14 protein-coding genes are annotated in these 18,447 nt (G+C 68.4%); 5 read left to right on the top strand and 9 right to left on the bottom strand.

Annotated elements, in window-relative coordinates:
* Complete coding sequence (locus PFX98_RS03870) at nucleotides 1-672, bottom strand: glutathione S-transferase family protein (RefSeq protein ID WP_285233863.1); 672 nt, start codon at nucleotides 670-672, stop codon at nucleotides 1-3.
* Nucleotides 669-2,111, bottom strand: a complete 1,443-nt coding sequence (gene pdxR, locus PFX98_RS03865; RefSeq protein WP_285233862.1) for a MocR-like pyridoxine biosynthesis transcription factor PdxR — start codon at nucleotides 2,109-2,111, stop codon at nucleotides 669-671. Before pdxR ends, PFX98_RS03870 begins: the two co-directional genes overlap by 4 nt.
* Before the next feature lie 102 nt (nucleotides 2,112-2,213).
* Here pdxR and PFX98_RS03860 point away from each other — a divergent pair, with 102 nt between their 5' ends.
* Nucleotides 2,214-2,669, top strand: a complete 456-nt coding sequence (locus PFX98_RS03860; protein WP_285233861.1) for a rhodanese-like domain-containing protein — start codon at nucleotides 2,214-2,216, stop codon at nucleotides 2,667-2,669.
* A 15-nt stretch (nucleotides 2,670-2,684) separates the two neighbouring features.
* Here PFX98_RS03860 and PFX98_RS03855 read toward each other — a convergent pair whose 3' ends face one another.
* The gene (locus tag PFX98_RS03855) at nucleotides 2,685-3,059 is read right to left on the bottom strand and encodes a rhodanese-like domain-containing protein (RefSeq protein WP_285233860.1); all 375 of its coding nucleotides are present in this window, start codon (nucleotides 3,057-3,059) and stop codon (nucleotides 2,685-2,687) included.
* 99 nt (nucleotides 3,060-3,158) lie between these two features.
* Here PFX98_RS03855 and PFX98_RS03850 point away from each other — a divergent pair, with 99 nt between their 5' ends.
* Entirely contained in the window at nucleotides 3,159-4,094 is a 936-nt protein-coding gene (locus PFX98_RS03850; RefSeq protein ID WP_285233859.1) for a VTT domain-containing protein, read from the top strand.
* Between the two features lie 32 nt (nucleotides 4,095-4,126).
* Here the strand turns inward: PFX98_RS03850 and icmF are convergent, their stop codons facing one another.
* Nucleotides 4,127-7,417, bottom strand: coding sequence for a fused isobutyryl-CoA mutase/GTPase IcmF (gene icmF / locus PFX98_RS03845; RefSeq protein ID WP_285233858.1), 3,291 nt, complete (start codon nucleotides 7,415-7,417; stop codon nucleotides 4,127-4,129).
* 188 nt (nucleotides 7,418-7,605) lie between these two features.
* On the opposite strand from icmF, the gene PFX98_RS03840 reads away from it, so the two are divergent.
* A complete protein-coding gene (locus PFX98_RS03840) occupies nucleotides 7,606-9,654 on the top strand; it encodes a serine hydrolase domain-containing protein (protein WP_285233857.1) in 2,049 nt (682 codons plus the stop codon).
* Nucleotides 9,655-9,668: 14 nt separating this feature from the next.
* Here PFX98_RS03840 and PFX98_RS03835 read toward each other — a convergent pair whose 3' ends face one another.
* The 5 genes from PFX98_RS03835 to PFX98_RS03815 all read right to left on the bottom strand — a co-directional run bounded on the left by PFX98_RS03835 (nucleotide 9,669) and on the right by PFX98_RS03815 (nucleotide 16,595).
* On the bottom strand, nucleotides 9,669-11,477 hold the full coding sequence (locus PFX98_RS03835; RefSeq protein WP_285233856.1) for a tetratricopeptide repeat protein: 1,809 nt from the start codon (nucleotides 11,475-11,477) through the stop codon (nucleotides 9,669-9,671).
* An 864-nt stretch (nucleotides 11,478-12,341) separates the two neighbouring features.
* A complete protein-coding gene (locus tag PFX98_RS03830; RefSeq protein ID WP_285233855.1) occupies nucleotides 12,342-12,998 on the bottom strand; it encodes a DUF4145 domain-containing protein in 657 nt (218 codons plus the stop codon).
* A 70-nt stretch (nucleotides 12,999-13,068) separates the two neighbouring features.
* Complete coding sequence (locus tag PFX98_RS03825) at nucleotides 13,069-13,593, bottom strand: P-loop nucleotide/nucleoside kinase family protein (protein ID WP_285233854.1); 525 nt, start codon at nucleotides 13,591-13,593, stop codon at nucleotides 13,069-13,071.
* Between the two features lie 406 nt (nucleotides 13,594-13,999).
* On the bottom strand, nucleotides 14,000-14,611 hold the full coding sequence (locus tag PFX98_RS03820) for a response regulator transcription factor (protein WP_285233853.1): 612 nt from the start codon (nucleotides 14,609-14,611) through the stop codon (nucleotides 14,000-14,002).
* Nucleotides 14,601-16,595 (bottom strand): sensor histidine kinase, encoded by a 1,995-nt coding sequence (locus PFX98_RS03815; RefSeq protein ID WP_285233852.1) that lies wholly within the window; start codon nucleotides 16,593-16,595, stop codon nucleotides 14,601-14,603. The genes PFX98_RS03820 and PFX98_RS03815 overlap by 11 nt, the downstream gene beginning before the upstream one ends.
* A gap of 150 nt (nucleotides 16,596-16,745) precedes the next feature.
* On the opposite strand from PFX98_RS03815, the gene PFX98_RS03810 reads away from it, so the two are divergent.
* Both PFX98_RS03810 and PFX98_RS03805 read left to right on the top strand, forming a co-directional pair.
* Nucleotides 16,746-17,786 carry a TRAP transporter substrate-binding protein gene (locus PFX98_RS03810; protein ID WP_285233851.1) on the top strand — a complete coding sequence of 347 codons (1,041 nt, stop codon included), beginning with the start codon at nucleotides 16,746-16,748 and terminating at the stop codon, nucleotides 17,784-17,786.
* Between the two features lie 33 nt (nucleotides 17,787-17,819).
* On the top strand, nucleotides 17,820-18,443 hold the full coding sequence (locus PFX98_RS03805; protein ID WP_285233850.1) for a TRAP transporter small permease: 624 nt from the start codon (nucleotides 17,820-17,822) through the stop codon (nucleotides 18,441-18,443).
* The last annotated feature ends 4 nt before the right edge of the window (nucleotides 18,444-18,447 follow it).

The following is an 18,447-nucleotide window of genomic DNA, read 5'->3' as shown; positions in this document are numbered from 1 at the left end:
TCAGGGCCGGAGATCCGGCGCCGCAATCAGCGGCACGCCCTGCGCCGCAGCGGCCTCGAACTGCAGCGCCTGGGCGCGCTGGTAGGCCGGGCGGGCCTGCAGGCGTTGCCAGTAGGCCGCCACCATCGGCGTGAACTGCTCGGCCATGCCCAGATGCTGGGCCAGCAGCAGCGCGTAGCCGACCGAGATGTCGGCGGCGCTGAAGCGCCCGGCACAGAGATGCTCTTGCTCGGCCAGGCGCGGCTCCAGCGTGCGCAGGCGCGCCAGAAACCATTTGGCGTAGTCGTCGGCCACCTGCGGCTGGCGGCGCTCGGGCGGCTCGAAAAAGCGGTAGCGCAGCACCAGGGTCTGCGGGAAGGTCAGCGTGGCCTCGCCGAAGTGCAGGTAGTTGAGGTAGGCGCCGTAGTCGGGCTCGCCGGGGCTCACGTCGAGGCCGCCGGGGTCATGTCTTGCCGCCAGGTACTGGCAGCTGGCGGCCGATTCGCTGATGCGCGTGGCGCCATCCACCAGCAGGGGCACGGTGCCCAGCGGGTTCTGCTCGAAGAAGGGCTTGTGGTGCGCACGCGGCGGGAAGGGCAGCAGCTTGAGCTCGTAGCGCAGGCCCAATTCTTCCAGCGCCCACAAGGGGCGGAAGGAGCGCGCGCTGAGGCAGTGGTAGAGGGTGATGGTCATAGCGGGCGGATGCGGGCCAATTGCCGTACGGCAGCGATGATCTCATCCGGCGTCAGCGCCGCGTAGCCGAGCAGCCAGCCGTCCTGCGTGGCCGGCCCGGCGTAGAGGGCGCGCAGGCTGGGCGTCAGCACGCCCAGCGCGGCGGCGGCGCGCGTCCAGCGCGCTTCCTCGCCGGCGGGCAGCAGGGCCGCCAGCTGCAGGCCGCCGGCGCTGGGCTGGGGGCGCAGCCAGGGCGCCAGGTGTTGCTGGCAGGCCTGTAGCAGCCGCTCGCGGCGCTGGCGGTAGAGCTGGCGCATCAGGCGCAGATGCGCGGCCAGATGGCCCTGGCGGATGAAGTCGGCGGTGACGGCCTGGGCCAGCTGGGCGCTGTGGCCGTCGTGGATGTTGCGCGCCGTCACCAGCGGCGCCACCAGGGCCTCGGGCAGCACCATATAGGCCAGGCGCAGCGAGGGGAACAAGGCCTTGGAGAAGGTGCCCAGGTAGATCACCCGGCCATGCTCGTCCAGCCCCTGCAGCGCGGGCGTGGGCCGGCCCTCGTAATGGAATTCGCTGTCGTAGTCGTCCTCGACGATCCAGGCGTTTTCGCGCCGCGCCAGGGCCAACAGGGCGAGGCGCCGCGGCAGGCTCAGCGCCATGCCGCAGGGGTATTGGTGCGAGGGCGTCAGGTAGATCAGGCGCGGCGCCGGCAGCGCGGCATCGGGCCGCAGCCCCTGCTCATCCACCGGCACCGGCAGCACGGCGGCGCCGGCGGCGGCGAAGGCGGTGCGCGCGCCGCGGTAGCCGGGTTCTTCCATCCAGAGCGTGTCGCCCTCGTCCAGCAGCATGCCGGCCAGCAATTGCAGGGCCTGCTGCGAGCTGGTGAGCACCAGCACCTGCTCGGCGCGGCAGCGCAGGCCGCGTGACTGGTTCAGATGGTCGGCGATGGCGGCGCGCAGGCCCTCGTGGCCCTGCGGGTCGCCATAGCCCAGCAGGCCGGGCTCGGCGCGCAACCGCTTGTTGCTCAGCTGCCGCCACAGGGCGATGGGAAAGGCGCGCAGATCGGGGCTGCCGGCGGCGAAGGGCAGCGGCCGCAGCGGATCCATGCAGCCGCCGCCCTCGGCCACACGCCGGCCGCGGCGCGACAGCCCCGGGCCCAGGGCCGGCGCGGGCGCCTGCTTGCGCTGCGGCGCGCGCGCCAGCGAGACCGCCACAAAGCTGCCGCGCCCGACCGCACGCTTCAGATAGCCCTCGGCCTCGAGCTGCCCGTAGGCGGCCTCGACGGTGACGCGCGACAGCCCCAGATCGGCCGCCAGCACCCGGCTGGCGGGCAGACGCTCGTCCAGCCCCAGCTCGCCCGCGCGCATGGCCGCGCGCAGGCTGGCGCAGAGCTGCTCGCGCCGGCCCAGGCCCTGGCCGGCCTGGCGTTCAAACAGCTGCAACCACAGGCGCGGCTTGCTCATTGGTCTTATGGATGTGGATGAATTGGTATCAATGCTAAGGCCATCCGGGAAGACACTGGCGCAACGACACCTAGCAACAGCCACCGATCAAGGAGCCCGACCATGCCTGCCGCCCCGTCCGCCGTGCTTGCCCACCCCGCCCCCAGCCCCGCCGAGAGCGCCGCCTTCATGTTGGCCAAGCTGCAATACCACGCCGATGCCTGGGACGTGGCCGAGGATCTGCGCGCCGGCCTGGCCGACATCGTGGTGATCGACACGCGCGCCGAGGCCCTGTACGCCGCCGGCCATGTGCCGGGCGCGCTGAGCCTGCCGCATCGCCGGATGGACGCTGCCTCCACCGCGGGCCTGGACCGCACCAAGACCTATGTGACCTATTGCGACGGCATCGGTTGCAACGGCTCGACCAAGGGCGCCTACAAGCTCGCCGCCCTGGGTTTCTCGGTCAAGGAGATGCTGGGCGGCCTGGACTTCTGGCGCCGCGACGGCCACCCGCTGGCCACCGGCAGCGCGCCCGGCTCGATGCGGGACGCGCAGCTGCTCGAGTGCGGCTGTGCCTGAGCGCGGCGCGCGAGCCTACATGCCCGCGCTCAGCGGCAGCCGCAGCTGTTTGGCCAGGGCCATCGCCGCTCCGCCGTAGTGGGCCTGGCGGTAGCCCAGGCGCCGCAGCTGGCCCAGCGCCAGCTCGGCGCGGGCGCCGCTGGCGCAGTAGACGATCAGCGGCGTCTGCGGGTCCGGCGCCAGCTCGTGGATCATGACGTCGAGCTTGGGCAGCGGCAGGCAATGCGCGCCCGGCAGATGGCCTTGCATGTACTCGGCATAGGAGCGCACGTCGATCAGCAGGGCCTGCTCGGGCAGGGCGCTGGGCGGCTCCGCGGGGCGTTCGCCCGGCCCCTCCGGCGGGATGTCCATCTGCGCTTCGATGGGTAGCAGTCCGGTGTTCCAGTTCATGGCGGCCTCCTTCGTGGCGACGGTTCCGTTTTACGCCAATTTCGCTCCGACCGCGAGTCGCAGGGCCTTCGGTGCGGCGCTGCTATCCTGACTCCCGTCATGCAGGAACTCGCCGCTTTGTTGTCGCAGCATGGCCTGCTGGCCGTCGCTATCGGGGTCTTTCTCGAACAGATCGGCGCGCCCTTGCCGTCCACGCCCCTGCTCATGCTGGCCGGCGCGCAGGCGGTGGCGAATGCCGGTTTTGCGCTGCAGTCCCTGCTGCTGGCCACGCTGGCGGCGATGCTGGCCAACACGCTGTGGTTTTATGCCGGGCGCCGGCTTGGGCGGCGCGTGCTGTCGACGCTCTGCCGTATCTCGATCTCGCCCGACAGTTGCGTGCGCCAGAACGAGGCGAGCTTTGCGCGGCGCGGCGCGCGCACGCTGCTGATCGCCAAGTTCGTGCCGGGGCTGTCGGTGCTGGCGCCGCCGCTGGCCGGCGCCCTCGGCATGCCCTTGCGCAGCTTCATGCTCTTCAATCTGGCCGGTTCCCTGCTGTGGGCGGCCACGGGCATAGGCGTGGGTTGGCTTTTCAGCCGCCAGATCGAGCGCCTCCTGGCCGGGCTCGGCGAGCTCGGCAGCGCCGCGCTCTGGGGCGTCTTGGCCCTGCTGCTGGCCTACCTGGCCTGGCGGCTCTGGCGGCGCTGGCGCAACCGGCGCGAGCTGCTGCGCTTCGAGCGCATCGACGCGGCCGCGCTGGCGGCCCTGCTGGCGCAAGGGCCCGACATTGTGGTGCTGGACGTGCGTGCCAGCTTGCCCGGCATGCCGGCGCCCGGCCGCATCCCAGGCGCGCGCCCGCTCGATCTGGGCCGGCTGCAGCAAACCGACCTGGCCCAATGGCCGGCGACGGCCGAGTTCTTTACCTACTGCGCCTGCCCTCAGGACGCCTCGGCCGTGCGCGCCGCCGTCTGGCTGCGCCAGCAAGGCCGTCGGGCGCGCGTGCTGCGAGGCGGCATCGAGGCCTGGGTCCGCGACGGGCAGGCGCTCGACGGCGGCTGAGTCCGCGAGCCCCCCCGTGCCTCGCGGCCTGCTTACATGCTGCGGCGGTACTGCCCGCCCACCTCGAACAGCGCCGAGGTGATCTGGCCCAGCGAGCAGACGCGCACCGCGTCCATCAGCACCTCGAACACGTTCTGGTTCGCGATCACGGCCTGCTGCAGGCGCTGCAGCATCGCGGCGCTGGCGCCGGCGTGGCGCTCGTGGAAGTCGTGCAGGCGCTGCAGCTGGCTCTGCTTCTCGTCGTCGGTGGAGCGCGCCAGCTCGATGGTCTCGGGCACGGTGTCGCCATGCGGGTTGCGGAAGGTGTTGACGCCGATGATGGGGTACTCGCCGGTGTGCTTGAGCATCTCGTAATGCATGCTCTCTTCCTGGATCTTGCTGCGCTGGAAGCCGGTCTCCATCGCACCGAGCACGCCGCCGCGCTCGGCGATCTTCTCGAACTCGGCCAGCACCGCCTCTTCCACCAGCTCGGTGAGCTCGTCGATGATGAAGGCGCCCTGTGAGGGGTTCTCGTTCTTGGCCAGGCCCCACTCGCGGTTGATGATGAGCTGGATCGCCATGGCGCGGCGCACGCTTTCTTCGGTCGGCGTGGTGATGGCCTCGTCGAAGGCGTTGGTGTGCAGCGAGTTGCAGTTGTCGTACACCGCGATCAGCGCCTGCAGCGTGGTGCGGATGTCGTTGAACTGGATCTCCTGCGCGTGCAGCGAGCGGCCCGAGGTCTGGATGTGGTACTTGAGCTTCTGGCTGCGCTCGTTGGCGCCATAGCGGTCGCGCATCGCCACCGCCCAGATGCGGCGCGCCACGCGGCCCAGCACGGTGTACTCGGGGTCCATGCCGTTGCTGAAGAAGAAGCTGAGGTTGGGCGCGAAGTCGTCGATGTGCATGCCGCGCGCCAGATAGGCTTCCACAAAAGTGAAGCCGTTGGAGAGCGTCAGCGCCAGCTGGCTGATCGGGTTCGCGCCGGCCTCGGCGATGTGATAACCGCTGATCGAGACCGAGTAGAAGTTGCGCACGTTGTGGTGCACGAAGTACTCGGCGATGTCGCCCATCACCTTGAGCGAGAACTCGGTCGAGAAGATGCAGGTGTTCTGGCCCTGGTCTTCCTTCAGGATGTCGGCCTGCACGGTGCCGCGCACATTCGCCAGCACCCAGTCCTTGATCTTGGCGGCCTCGTCGGCGGTGGGCTCGCGGCCGTTGTCGGCCTTGAACTTGGCGAGGTTCTGGTCGATCGCGGTGTTCATGAACATCGCCAGGATCGAGGGCGCGGGCCCGTTGATGGTCATCGACACCGAGGTGCTGGGGCTGCAGAGGTCGAAGCCGTCGTACAGCACCTTCATGTCGTCCAGCGTCGCGATGCTGACGCCGGAATTGCCCACCTTGCCGTAGATGTCCGGGCGCGGGTCGGGGTCGTTGCCATACAGGGTCACCGAGTCGAAGGCGGTGGAGAGGCGCTTGGCCTCCATGCCCTCGCTCACCAGCTTGAAGCGGCGATTGGTGCGGAAGGCATCGCCCTCGCCAGCGAACATGCGGGTGGGGTCCTCGCCCTCGCGCTTGAAGGCGAACACGCCGGCGGTGTAGGGGAAGCTGCCGGGCACGTTCTCCAGCAGCAGCCACTTCAGCAGCTCGCCATGGTCCTCGTAATGCGGCAGCACCACCTTGCGGATCTTGGTGCCGGACAGGCTGGTGGAGATCAGGCTGGTGCGGATCTCCTTGTCGCGGATCTTCACCACGTACTCGTCGCCGGCATAGGCCTTCTGCATATCGGGCCACTGGGCCAGCAGCTTGCGCGCTGCGGGGTCGAGCTGGCCCTCGCGTTCCTGCGCCAGCTCGTTCAGCGCGTCGCGGGCGCGGTGCTTGTCGGGGTTGGCTTGCAGCAGCATGCGCGAGCTTCCCCAGAGCTGCTGGATCTCGCGCGCGAGGGTGGCCTGCTGGCGCGCGCGCTTCTTGTAGCCGCGCACCGCATCGGAAATCTCGGCCAGGTAGCGCACGCGCGCGCCCGGCACGATGGGGGTCTGGTTGGTGCTGTGGCGGGTGTGCACCAGCGGCAGGCGGGCCTCGCCAAACTGCAGGCCCAGCTCGGCCAGGCGGCCCTTGAGCGCCTGGTAGAGCGCGGTCACGCCGTCGTCGTTGAAGCGGCTGGCCATGGTGCCGAACGCCGGCATCTCGTCCGGCTTCTTGCCCCAGGCCTCCTTGTTGCGCTGCACCTGCTTGGCCACGTCGCGCAGCGCATCGGGCGCGCCCTTGCGGTCGAACTTGTTGATGGCCACGAACTCGGCGAAGTCCAGCATGTCGATCTTCTCGAGCTGGCTGGCGGCGCCGAACTCGGGCGTCATCACATACATGGGTACGTCCACATGCGGCACGATGGCGGCGTCGCCCTGGCCGATGCCCGAGGTCTCCACCACGATGAGGTCGAAGCCCGCCAGCTTGGCCGCGGCGATCACGTCCGGCAGGGCCTTGGAGATCTCGCTGCCGAAGTCGCGCGTGGCCAGGCTGCGCATGAAGACGCGCTGGCCGTTCTTCCAGGGGCCGATCGCATTCATGCGGATGCGGTCGCCCAAGAGCGCGCCGCCGCTCTTGCGGCGCGAGGGGTCGATCGAGATCAGCGCCACGCGCAGGCTGTCGCCCTGGTCCAGGCGCAGGCGGCGGATCAGCTCGTCGGTGAGGCTGGACTTGCCCGCTCCGCCGGTGCCGGTGATGCCCAGTACGGGGGTCTTGATGTCCTTGCTGGCGGCCTGCAGCGCGGCCACCAGGCCGGCCTCGGCCTTGCCGTTCTCCAGCGCGGTGATCAGCTGGGCCAGCGCGCGCCAGGCGGCTTCGTCATGGCCCTGGATGGCTTCCAGCTGCTTGGGCGCGTGCACCGAGAGATCCTGGTCGCAGCGCATCACCATCTCGCCGATCATGCCGGCCAGGCCCATGCGCTGGCCGTCCTCGGGGCTGAAGATGCGCACGCCATGCTCGGCCAGATCGCGGATCTCGGCCGGCACGATCACGCCGCCGCCGCCGCCATAGACCTGGATATGCTCGCCGCCGCGCGCCTTCAGCAGCTCCACCATGTACTTGAAGTACTCGACATGGCCGCCCTGGTAGGAGCTGATGGCGATGCCCTGCGCGTCTTCCTGCAGCGCGGCGGTGACGACCTCGTCCACCGAGCGGTTGTGGCCCAGGTGGATGACCTCGGCGCCCATGCCCTGGAGGATGCGCCGCATGATGTTGATCGCCGCGTCATGGCCATCGAACAGGCTGGCCGCCGTCACGAAACGAACCTTGTGAGTGGGGCGGTAGTCGGCGAGGGCCTTGTACTCGGCGGACAAATCGGTCATGGCGTGTCTCCAGCGGGCAAAGCAGCGGCAATGCCCGGTTCTATCAGCAAAGGTAGGCGGATTCTAGAGGCTGATTGACGTTTACGTAAACGTCAATTGGCGCGATCACGTCAGCCCGGGGCAAGGGCTATGACCTATAGGCGGGCTTTGGGGGCCCACCTAGCATGCGCCGCACCTGAGGAGAAGCCATGCGACCCGATGCCCGATTGAACGCCCCCAAGCCCCTGAACCAGCTGGCCGCCGCCGGCCTGGCCCTGTTGTTGTCGCTGGCGCCGCTGGGCGCCGCGCAGGCCGCCGAGGCCCCCGCCGCCGCCGCGGCGGCCGCGGCCGTGCAAACCACCTCGGCCGGCCATACCTTCACGCCGGCGGATGGCTTCGCGCTCGGCCGCGAGGGTGCCCTGCTGCGCCTCACCGCGCCCGAGGGCGACGCCCAGCTGGCCATCATCGATGTGCCGCAGGCCAACAGCGCCGAGGAGGCGGTGGCCCAGGCCTGGGCCCTGGCCCATCCCGGCTTCAAGCGCACGCTGCGCCTGGCCACGCCGCGCCCGCCGCGCAGCGGCTGGGAGGAGCAGCGCGTGTTCGACTACGAGACCTCGCCCAACGAGCGCCTATCGGTGCAGGCGATCGCGCGCCGCGCCGGCACGGCCTGGGTGGTGGTGACCCTGGAGGCCGCCGACGCCACGCTGGAAAAGCGCGGCGCCCCGATCGGCAAGATGCTCACCAGCCTGCGCCCCAAGGGCTATGAGCGCGAGAGCTTTGCCGGCCGCAAGCCCAAGCCCCTGGATGCCGAGCGCATCGCCGCGCTGCAGGCCTTTGTCGCCAAGGGCATGCAGCAGCTCGACATCCCGGGCGTGGGCTTCAGCCTGATCGACGGCAGCAAGGTGGTGTTCGAGGGCGGCCTGGGTGTGCGCCAGCTCGGCAAGCCCACGCCGGTGGACGCCCACACCCTCTTCATGGCGGCCTCCAACACCAAGGCCATGACCACCGCCCTGCTGGCCCAGGCGGTGGATGCCGGCAAGCTGCGCTGGGATCAGCCCGCCGCCCAGGCCTACCCGGGCTTCAGGCTGGGCGACGCGGAGGTGACCAAGCAGGTGCTGATCAAGCACCTGGTGTGCGCCTGCACCGGCCTGCCGCGCCAGGACCTGGAATGGCTGTTCGGCGACGGCCGCGCCGCGCCGACCACCAGCTTCGAGCAGCTCAGCGTGATGAAGCCCACCAGCCAGTTCGGCGAGGTGTTCCAGTACAGCAATCTGATGGTGGCGGCGGGTGGCTATATCGCCGCGGCGGCGCTGGCGCCCGGCCAGGAGGTGGGCGCCGCCTACGACCGGCTGATGGCCGAGCGCCTCTTCAAGCCCCTGGGCATGCTGAACACCACCTTCGATTACGCCAAGGCGCTGGGCGGCAACCATGCCGAGCCGCATGGCGACGACCTGCAGGGCCGCACCCAGCCGGCGCGCATGGACCTCAACTACACCATCGTGCCGGCGCGCCCGGCCGGCGCGGTGTGGACCAGCCCGCACGACTTCAGCCGCTATGTGCTGATGGAGCTGGGCCGTGGCCGCAGCCCCGAGGGCCAGCAGCTGGTGTCCGAGCAGAACCTGCTGGCGCGCTACCAGCCGCAGATCATGGTGGGCGAGGACAACGTCTACGGCATGGGCCTGTTCATCAACAAGCAGGATGGCGTCACCGTGGTGAGCCATGGCGGCGACATGCTGGGCTTCCACAGCAATATGTTCTGGCTGCCCGAGTTCGGCATCGGCGGCACCATCCTGACCAACTCGGACTCCGGCGTGCTGCTGCGCGGCCCCTTCCTGCGCAAGCTGCTCGAGCTGGTGTTCGAGGGCAAGCCCGAGGCCGACGAGCGCCTGCGCCTGGCGGCCGAGAACCGCAAGGCCGAGGCGGCCAAGAACCGCGAGCTGCTCACCATGCCGGTGCCCAAGGCCGTCGCGGACACGCTGGCGGCGCGTTATGCCAGCCCGGCGCTGGGCAGCATCAAGGTCAGCCGCCAGCAGGGCCAGGTGTTCTTCCAGTTCGACCACTGGAAGAGCGAGGTGGCCCTGCGCAAGGCCGAGGACGGCACCCAGTCCTTCGTCACCATCGATCCCGGCATCGGCGGCATCGAGTTCGTGCGGGGCGATGGCAAGGGCCCGCGCGCGCTGATCCTGCGCGATGCGCAGCATGAGTACCGCTTTGTGGAGGCCGCCGCGGGCAAAAGGATGGCGGCGGCCAAGCCCTGAGCGGCGGCCGCTGCCTAGAGCCGGGCGACGTCGGGGGGAGCGCCGCCGAGCCAGGCGCGCGCAAAGCCCTGGCGCGCCAGGGACTCGGCCTTCGCGTCGCCCTTGCGCTTGTAGACCTCCGCAAGCCCGGCCAGCGCCCAGCCATTGCTGCGCACGCGGGCCAGCGAGTCGCGCAGCGCCTGCTCGGCGGCGTCGAGCTTGCCCTGGCGCAGATAGACCGAGCCCAGCGACTGGCGGATCGGGTAGTACCAGTAGGGCGGCTCCATATAGGCGAGTGCGTCTTCGATCGCGACGGCCTCCTCATAGGCCTTGGCGGCCCCGGGGAGGTCGCCGCGCGCATCCGCGAGGCGCGCGCTCGCAACCAGACGCGCGGTCTGCACGATCTCCTTGCCCGGCACGCCCCAGTCGGCGTAGGGCTTGAAGTCGGCCCGCTGCTCCAGCGCGGCGATGGCGTCGATCTCGCGCTGGGCGCCGCCCATGTCCTGCTTCGCCGCGAGCGCAAGCGCGCGCGCGTAATGCGCCAGCGCGGCGACCAGCAGCTGCTCCTTCGGCGGCAGCTTCAGGGCGAGGATCACCTCGGGCGCGCTGAAGAGCGCGTGCGCCAGGTAGGGCGCGGCCTTGATGGGTTCCAGCACCGCGAACTGCGCGATCACCGCGTCGGACAGCGACGCATCGAGCTTGGCCGCCGCTTCGATCGCGGTCGGGCCGTCACCCCCCATCTGCGCCGAGACCAGCACGAAGTGGATGTTGTGCGGGTAGTAGGCCGAGCGGTACATCGGGTCCGACGGCGAGCTGCGGAAGTACTGCTCGTCCACGGCCATGGCGCGCTTGTTGATCTCCAGCGATTCCTTGTAGAGGCCGACACGGTAGTAGATGTGGGCCGGCATGTGCACGACATGACCCGCACCCGGCATCAGGGCGGCTAGCCGGCGCGCATGCGGCAGCGCGCGCTCGGGCCTGGTCGAGGCCTCGACCGCGTGGATGTAGAGATGGATCGCGCCCGCGTGCCTGGGGTTGCGCGCGAGCACCTTCTCCAGCACCGCGAGCAGTTCGCCAGCGCGGCCCTTGGGCTTGGCACCCGCCGCCTCCCAGTAGTCCCAGGGCTGGGTGTCCATGATGGCCTCGGCATAGAGCGTGAGCAGGGTGTCGTCGGCCGGGTACTGCGCGGCCACCGCCTTCATCGCGTCGGCGAAGGCGGCATCGAGCGCGGCGCGTTCGGCCTTCGGGTCGGGCGAGTAGCGCTGCTGCAGCGCCGCGATCAAGGCACGGTCCTTCGGCGGCGCGCCGGGGGCCAGCTCGACCGCCCTGGCAAGCGCGGCCAGGGCCGGCGCCACCGCCTCGGGCATCATCGGCGCGTTGATATTGGGCCCGAGCACCAGTGCCTCGCCCCACCAGGCCATCGCTAGCTTCGGGTCGGCCTTTTGCGCCGCCTGGAAGGCGCGCTGCGCCTCGGCATGGTTGAAGGCGAAGGCCCAGCGTATGCCCTGGTCGAAATAGGCCTGCGCCTTCGCGTCGCGCGTGCCCACCTTGAGGGATAGCGTGCCCAGGTTGTCGTAGAGCGGCACCTCGCCGCTGGCCGCCTGCATCGGCTGCGGCTTGAAGGGCTTGGTCTCGCTCTTCGTCCCGGCCTGCGCCAGCACGAGCTGTTGAAGAAGCGGCGGGCGTCCGGCCACGGCCGGCGTGCAGAGCAGATTGCCAGGGTCGGAGAGCAGCGGGTCGTAGGCACCGCTGCCTGCTGCCAGTTCGGCCGAGCCGAACAGCCCCGCCAGCGCGAAGCTCAGTGCGGTGAACTTCAGATAGGTGGGGCGTGCTGCTGCATCCATCGTCGTCTCCCATCGGCGCTTGAATGAAGGCCGAGTGAGCGATGTTGCGCGTCCTGCGGGCGCAAGTCCATAGCGCTTGGCTTCGAGGAGCGCGACCCGAAAGCGTGCAGCAGCAGATGCACCGACAGGTCAGACCGGCAGCGGGCTGACGCAGGGCCAAGGCATCGGCTTGGCGCGTACCCTTGGGCTCAAGTCCACGTGAACGGAATGGAGAACCGCTGAGCGGTTCGTCTCTGGGTCCGCATGCGCACAGGCATGCAACAAGGCCGTCTGTAGAGCGGCAGTCTGTTCTCTGTTCAGTTATTCAATACGTCGGCGTGCACGACGGCCCTTGGCAAGGGTCAGGTCTTGATGAGGAAACTTCAATGCGACGGTGTTGACGCGGGGGGGAGTTCCTGTAACTGGTTAGGCGTCATCGTAGGCCGGCTACGAACGGGAACGCAACGACCAAACCGACGGCGAGAAGCATCGAAAGCCGAACCTTCTTGGATAGATTCGCTGCCTCTGCTACGAGGCTTGGATCGGCGAGTTCTTTGAAATCGCCACGTAACAGGCTCCACCATTGCTCACGTTCGAACGCGTTGTTGCCCCCGTCATCAGTGCTCCGCTGGTCATTGAGCTCACCAATGCGATTCGTTGCATGCGCAACGCGCCGGCAGTAGGTGCGAAAGTGGAGCACTACTGGAACCGCGAATGCCCCGTACGCGGCAAACAGAAGTACAAGAACAAGCACAGCCGTGGAGCGCATGAATTCGGACGCCTAACGTTCAAGCTGAGCCACGAGTAGCGGCTGGGCACGGAATGCCCAGAATGAATAGGCGGGCCTGAAGTGACCAGCCGTTGCGAGTCGGCTCCAGCGCAGGGTCAGGCAGCACTGAATTTCGACAGTAAGAACTGCTCAACAAAAGCAATGACGCTCGCTACTTCTGGTTCCGACAGCTTGGACCAGTCCGCATGCAGTGCGTAGTTCCGAATCTTGGGCATGGTGTCGAGCATAGACTTTTGAGCCCCGGCAACCAAGCCTTGCGCCTTGAGCAGGTTCACCACCTCCGACATGGTCTTGCCTTCGACCGGCAGAGAATTCGCGGCGGCGTACCGCTTCAGAGCATCTTCAAGCGCGGCGCAAGCTAGGACAGCGGCTACATCCTTGTTGCCTTCAGAAAGCGACTGCCTTGCCAAGGCTACAAAGTCACCAAAGACTTCGCCGGATACGCGCAAATCTGGATTGAAAACGTATCCACCATCGAAATCGTCCTTTGCAGAAAGAAAGATGCCGCGCAGAGCCATGACGTCGTAGTCATAACCGGAGCAGTCCGCGATCGCCTTCACAAGATTCTGATAGTGCGGCGTGTCCTCACCGTAGACCGCTCGAACAAGACTTTGGGCGCTCGTTGCCCAACGCATCCAGTCGCCAGCCTTTACATTGCTGCCGGACATGCCGCCGCCGTTTGGATGGAACTGCAACTCGGCAAACGACTTGGAGAGTTCCTCGAATCGCCGGGAGAACAGGGCATGCTGCATATGTGATGCCTAACGTTGAAGCTGAGCCGCGAGCGGCGGCCTGCCGACGCGAGTCGGCTCGAGCGACTGGTTAGCCATCTCTCTCTTTGTCGGAAATAGTAGATACATACTCAATCTCGCACTCTTCACGATCAATCTCATCCGAAGGCTCCCACATGCTGCTCGCAAGTTCGAATACTTGCTCCGAGACAATCATGGAAAACGTCGATCCTCTATCGATGTTTCGCCGCTGAACTCGATCCCAGCGCACTTCTCTTGGCGCATCAAGTTCATAGATCATGAGGCCGAACCCTTCGCCGATCACCTTGCGACAAAAGTCCATTCGCGGCTGGCGCTGGATAAGGCCAAGCTCAAGGATGACGTCGGATCCAGAGGCTAGTACCGCTTGGCTGTGAGTCCAGATGAGATCGAGAAGGCGATCTTTTCGCGCCATGTACCAGGGGATGAAATCACCGGTTGGCCGATCTGGGCTGAACAGCTTTGCAAACCAGGCGTCAAGAGCGATGTGCAAGCCGCCGGTGCGCGTAGCAAGCGACGCTGAGAACGTCGACTTTCCAGCCCCTACGGGCCCTTCAATCAATCGAACAATGGGCATGGCGATGCGGCTTGATGGCTAACTTGGTTGTAGGGCGCAGTTCTGCTGGATAACACCGGCAGCTGTCTCCCTAGCGTCGGACGTGTGGCCGCGCTGCAGGGCACGCCAGTCCTTGATTTCTTGGTGTTCGACTGTTAATTCGCACAGCATTATCAAGTTGCCAAATCCGACACCTTGTAAGTTTCGCCGCTCAGGCCAATTGCGGCCTAAGGGTATGCGCGTGCCGGAGCCGTTATGGCGAATGGCATGGATTGGAGGTGTGCATGCCTGGCACGTCTATCACCCCACGGAGGGAAGCGCTCGTTCTGGCTCCGGCGCTGCCCAGCGACGCCCGAGGATCCGGCTCCGCCGGGCCTACGGGCGTGCCCCCTTGAGGGGGCCGGCGCAGCCGGTAGGGGGTGGGCCGCTACCCCCCCTGCGCCAGCAGCGTCGCCACCTCGGCCGCCGAGCGCACGCCCAGCTTGGCGAAGACGCGGGCGCGGTGCACCTCGATCGTGCGCACCGAGACATGCAGCTCGTCGGCGATCACCTTGTTGAGCTTGCCGGCGGCCACGCGCAGCATCACCTCGTGCTCGCGCTCGGTCAGACTGGCCAGGCGCGCCTGGCGCTCGGCGGCCTGGGCGCCGTCGGCGCGCATCGCCGCGTCCACCGCGAGCGCCTGCTCGATGCGGTCGGCCAGGGCGTTGTCGCTGTAGGGCTTCTCGAGGAAATCGAAGGCGCCTTTCTTGAGCGCGTCCACCACCATGGGAATGTCGCCATGGCCGGTGAGGAAGAGCACCGGGTTGCGCAGGCCGCGCAGCAGCAGCTCGTCGTGCAGGCGCGTGCCGGCCATCGGCTCCATGCGCACATCGAGCAGGAACACGCCCTGCGGCCGCAGGCCGGCATCCAGCTGCGCCAGCAGCGCTGGCCCGCTGTCATAGGCTTGCACCCGCAGGCCGCGCGAGCTCAGCAGAAAGCTCAGCGCGTCGCGCACATCGGGATCGTCGTCGACCAGATAGACCTTGGCCTCAGCAGTCATGGGGGGGCTCCACGTCATGGGCATGCGCGTCGGCATGCAGGGGCAGGCTGAAGGAGAAGCGCGCGCCACCGCCGGGCGCCTCGCCGGCATCCAGCACGCCATGGTGGGCCTCGATGATGGAGCGGCAGATCGCCAGGCCCATGCCCATGCCCTCGCGCTTGGTCGAGTAGAAGGCCGCGCACAGCGTCTCCACGCCCAGGCCGCCAAGGCCGGGGCCGTTGTCCAGCACGTCCACGCGCACGAAGCTGAGCGCCTCGCCGGCGATCAGGCGGCTGTGGATCTCGATGCGGCGCGGTCGCTGCTGCGCATCAAGCGGCTGCGCCTGCAGGGCGTCGGCGGCATTGCGCACCAGGTTGATCACCACCTGCTCCACCAGCACCGCATCGGCCAGCACCGCGGGCAGGGGATCGGCCAGCTGCAGGCTCAGCTGGATCTGGCCGCGCTGCAGCTCCTTGCGCAGCAGCTCCACCGCGGCCGTGATGACTTCGTTGAGCGCGCATTCCTCATGCTGGGGCTCGCGCCGGGTGAGGAACTCGCGGATGCGCTGCACCACCCGCCCGGCCTGGGCGGCCTGCTTGCCCAGGCGCTGCAGCGCGCCCAGCACCGGGCCATCGTCCACGCCCAGCTTGGCCAGGGAGTTGATGATGCCGGCGTTGTAGCTGGCGATCGCGGTGAGCGGCTGGTTCAGCTCATGGGCCAGGGTCGAGGCCACCTCGCCCAGCATGGTGAGGCGGGCGTTGTGCGCCAGCGTCTCGACCTGGCGCCGCTCGCGTTCCTCCAGGCGCTTGCGCGCGGTGATGTCGACGATGGAGCCCATCCAGCCGACCTGCCGGCCCGCCGCGTCGACCAGCGGCGACTCGAACACCATCACGTCCAGCAGATGGCCGTCGCGGTGGCGCCAGCGCGCCTCGTAGCCCTCGCGCGGCGCGTGGCCGGCCAGGTTGCGCTGGTTGCGCTGCATCACCTCGTCGAGGGTGTCGGGCGGCCAGTAGGGCATCGGCGGCGCCAGGCCCACCAGCTCGTCGGCGCGCAGGCCCACCATCTCGCAGAAGGTGCGGTTCACATAGAGCAGCCGGCCCTGGGCATCGCGCGCGCGCAGCGCCACCAGGGCCGAGTCTTCCATCGCGCGGCGCCAGGCCGCCTCGGTGCGCCAGGCGGCTTCGGCGCGCCGCACCTGCCTGACCTGGCGGCGCAGCAGCCAGCTGGCCACCGCCACCAGCGGCAGGAAGCCGGCGATCAGCACCCAGGCCAGCGGCTTCAGCGTGGTGCTGCCGGGCTCGCGCAGCGTCAGCTCCAGGGCCGCGTCGCTGAGCGCGGCCTCGGCCAGCGGGCCGGCGCGCAGGGGGCCGACGAAGGCGACGCGGTAGCTCGGCCGCCGCCCCTGCGCCATGCGGCCCGGGCCCTCGGTGCTGGAGGCGATCACCTGGTCGGCGCTGTCCACCATCTGCACATCGTATTTGCGCGCCAGCCACCAGGGGATGCCGCGCTTGAGCAGCAGCGAGGGGGCGTAGCGCACCACCAGGGTGCCGCCCTCGCCGCGCGCGCCCACCGGCGCCACCAGGTGCAGCGAGAGGCCGTCCTCGGCCATCGCGGACCGCTCGGCGCTGGACTGCGGCACCTGGGCCAGCACGCGGTTGCGGCCGTCCAGCCAGGTGGCCGAGAGCCACAGCCGGCGCAGGCCGGCGTTGACTTCGGGGCGCGCCGCCAGCGCCTCGCTGCCGGGCTGCACCGCCTGCAGCGCGGCGGCCAGCAGATGCACCTGCTGGACCTCGGCGTCCAGGCGGGCGCGCAGCTGGGCCTCGGCGCTGAGCGCGTCGGAGATCAGGGTCAGGCGCTGCTGCTCGAGCTCCTCGGCATCGTTGGCATGTACCCAGGCCAGCACGCCGGCCACGAACAGCAGCGAGAGCACCAGCGGCAGCGCCCAGAGCGACGCACGCCAGGCGCGGCGCAGGCGCGAAGTTGGGGCGGCTGTCGTCGCGAGCATGGCCGCAGTCTACGGACGGCCGCGCCCCAGAACGCGGCGCGCACGCACAAATGTGGAACTCCACAACTACCCGCGAGCGGGCACGCTTCGCACAATTGCCCCAAAACGGCCATGCACCCGACGCTGCCGACCATCCACCCGGAGACCGCCATGACATCACGCTTCACCTCGCTGACCCGCCGCACTTCCAGTCGCCTGTTGCTGGGCGCCGCCCTGGCCCTGCCGCTGGCCGGTTTCGCGCCGGCCCAGGCGCAGGCGCCCATCGTCATCAAGTTCAGCCATGTGGTGGCGCCCGACACGCCCAAGGGCAAGGGCGCCCAGCGCTTCAAGGAGCTGGCCGAGCAGCGCACCGGCGGCAAGGTCAAGGTGGAGCTCTACCCCAACAGCCAGCTCTACAAGGACAAGGAAGAGATGGAGGCGCTGCAGCTCGGCTCGGTGCAGATGCTGGCGCCCTCGCTGGCCAAGTTCGGGCCGCTGGGCGTGAAGGACTTCGAGGTCTTCGACCTGCCCTTTGTGTTCAAGGACACCGAGGCCTTCCGCGCCGTCACCGACGGGCCGGTGGGCGCCGATCTGTTCAAGAAGCTGGAGCCCAAGGGCATCAAGGGCCTGGCCTACTGGGACAACGGCTTCCACATCATGAGCGCCAACAAGCCCCTGCACAACGTGGCGGACTTCAAGGGCATGAAGATGCGCATCCAGTCCAGCAAGGTGCTGGACGCGCAGATGCGCGCACTCGGCGCGATCCCGCAGGTGATGGCCTTCAGCGAGCTCTACCAGGCCCTGCAGACCGGCGTGGTGGACGGCACCGAGGGCGTGGCCTCCAACTTCTACACCCAGAAGATCTTCGAGGTGCAGAAGCACATCACCGTCTCCAACCACGGCCACCTGGCCTATGCGGTGATCGTCAACAAGAAGTTCTGGGACGGCCTGCCGGCCGACATCCGCGGCCAGCTCGAGGGCGCCATGAAGGAGGCCAGCACCTACGCCAACGCGATCGCCAGCACCGAGAACGCTTCAGCCTTCACCGCCATCAAGAACAGCGGCAAGACCAATATCTACATGCCCACCCAGGCCGAACTGACCGAGTGGAAGAAGGCCTTGATGCCGGTGCACAAGGAGATGGAGGCGCGCGTCGGCAAGGCCACCGTCGAGGCCGTCTACAAGGCCGCCGGCTTCGTCGCTCCGAAGTAATCCTCATCAGCCCGCGCAGACGGAGCCCGCATCATGATCAATCGCTTCCTCAACCACCTGGAGGAATGGCTGATCGCCTTCCTGATGGCGGCGGCCACCCTGGTGATCTTTGCCGCCGTGGTGCACCGCTATCTGGCGGGCGTGCCCTATATCCAGGACTGGGCCCTGCGCATGGACGTGAGCTGGGCGCAGGAGCTCTGCATCATCATGTTCGTGTGGATGTGCAAGTTCGGCGCCGCCTATGGCGTGCGCACCGGCATCCATGTGGGCGTGGACGTGGTGGTGAACCGCCTCAGCCCGGCCTGGCGTTCCAAGGTGGTGCTGTTCGGCCTCGTCGCCGGCGCCGTCTTCACCGCCTCGATCGCCTACCTGGGCGGCCACTTCGTGTGGGAGAACGGCGCCCACCACGCCTTTTTGCAGCTGTTCGGTATGCCGATCGGCGACGTGCCCGAGGGCCCCACCACGCCGGACCTGGAATGGCCCACCTGGATGGTCTATTCCGCCGTGCCGCTGGGCTCCTCGCTGATGTGCTATCGCTTCGTGCAGGTCTGCGTGGCGTTCTGGCGTACCGGTGAACTGCCGGTGCACGACCACGCCTATGTGGAAGGGGTGGACAGCGCGCAAGCCGATCACACCCTGATCGAGAAGAAGGCCTAAGACC

It is taken from the genome of Paucibacter sediminis (assembly GCF_030254645.1).
Taxonomy (GTDB): domain Bacteria; phylum Pseudomonadota; class Gammaproteobacteria; order Burkholderiales; family Burkholderiaceae_C; genus Paucibacter_B; species Paucibacter_B sediminis.
Note: the sequence above shows the minus strand (reverse complement) of the source record. Positions and strands in the feature narration are given on the sequence as shown.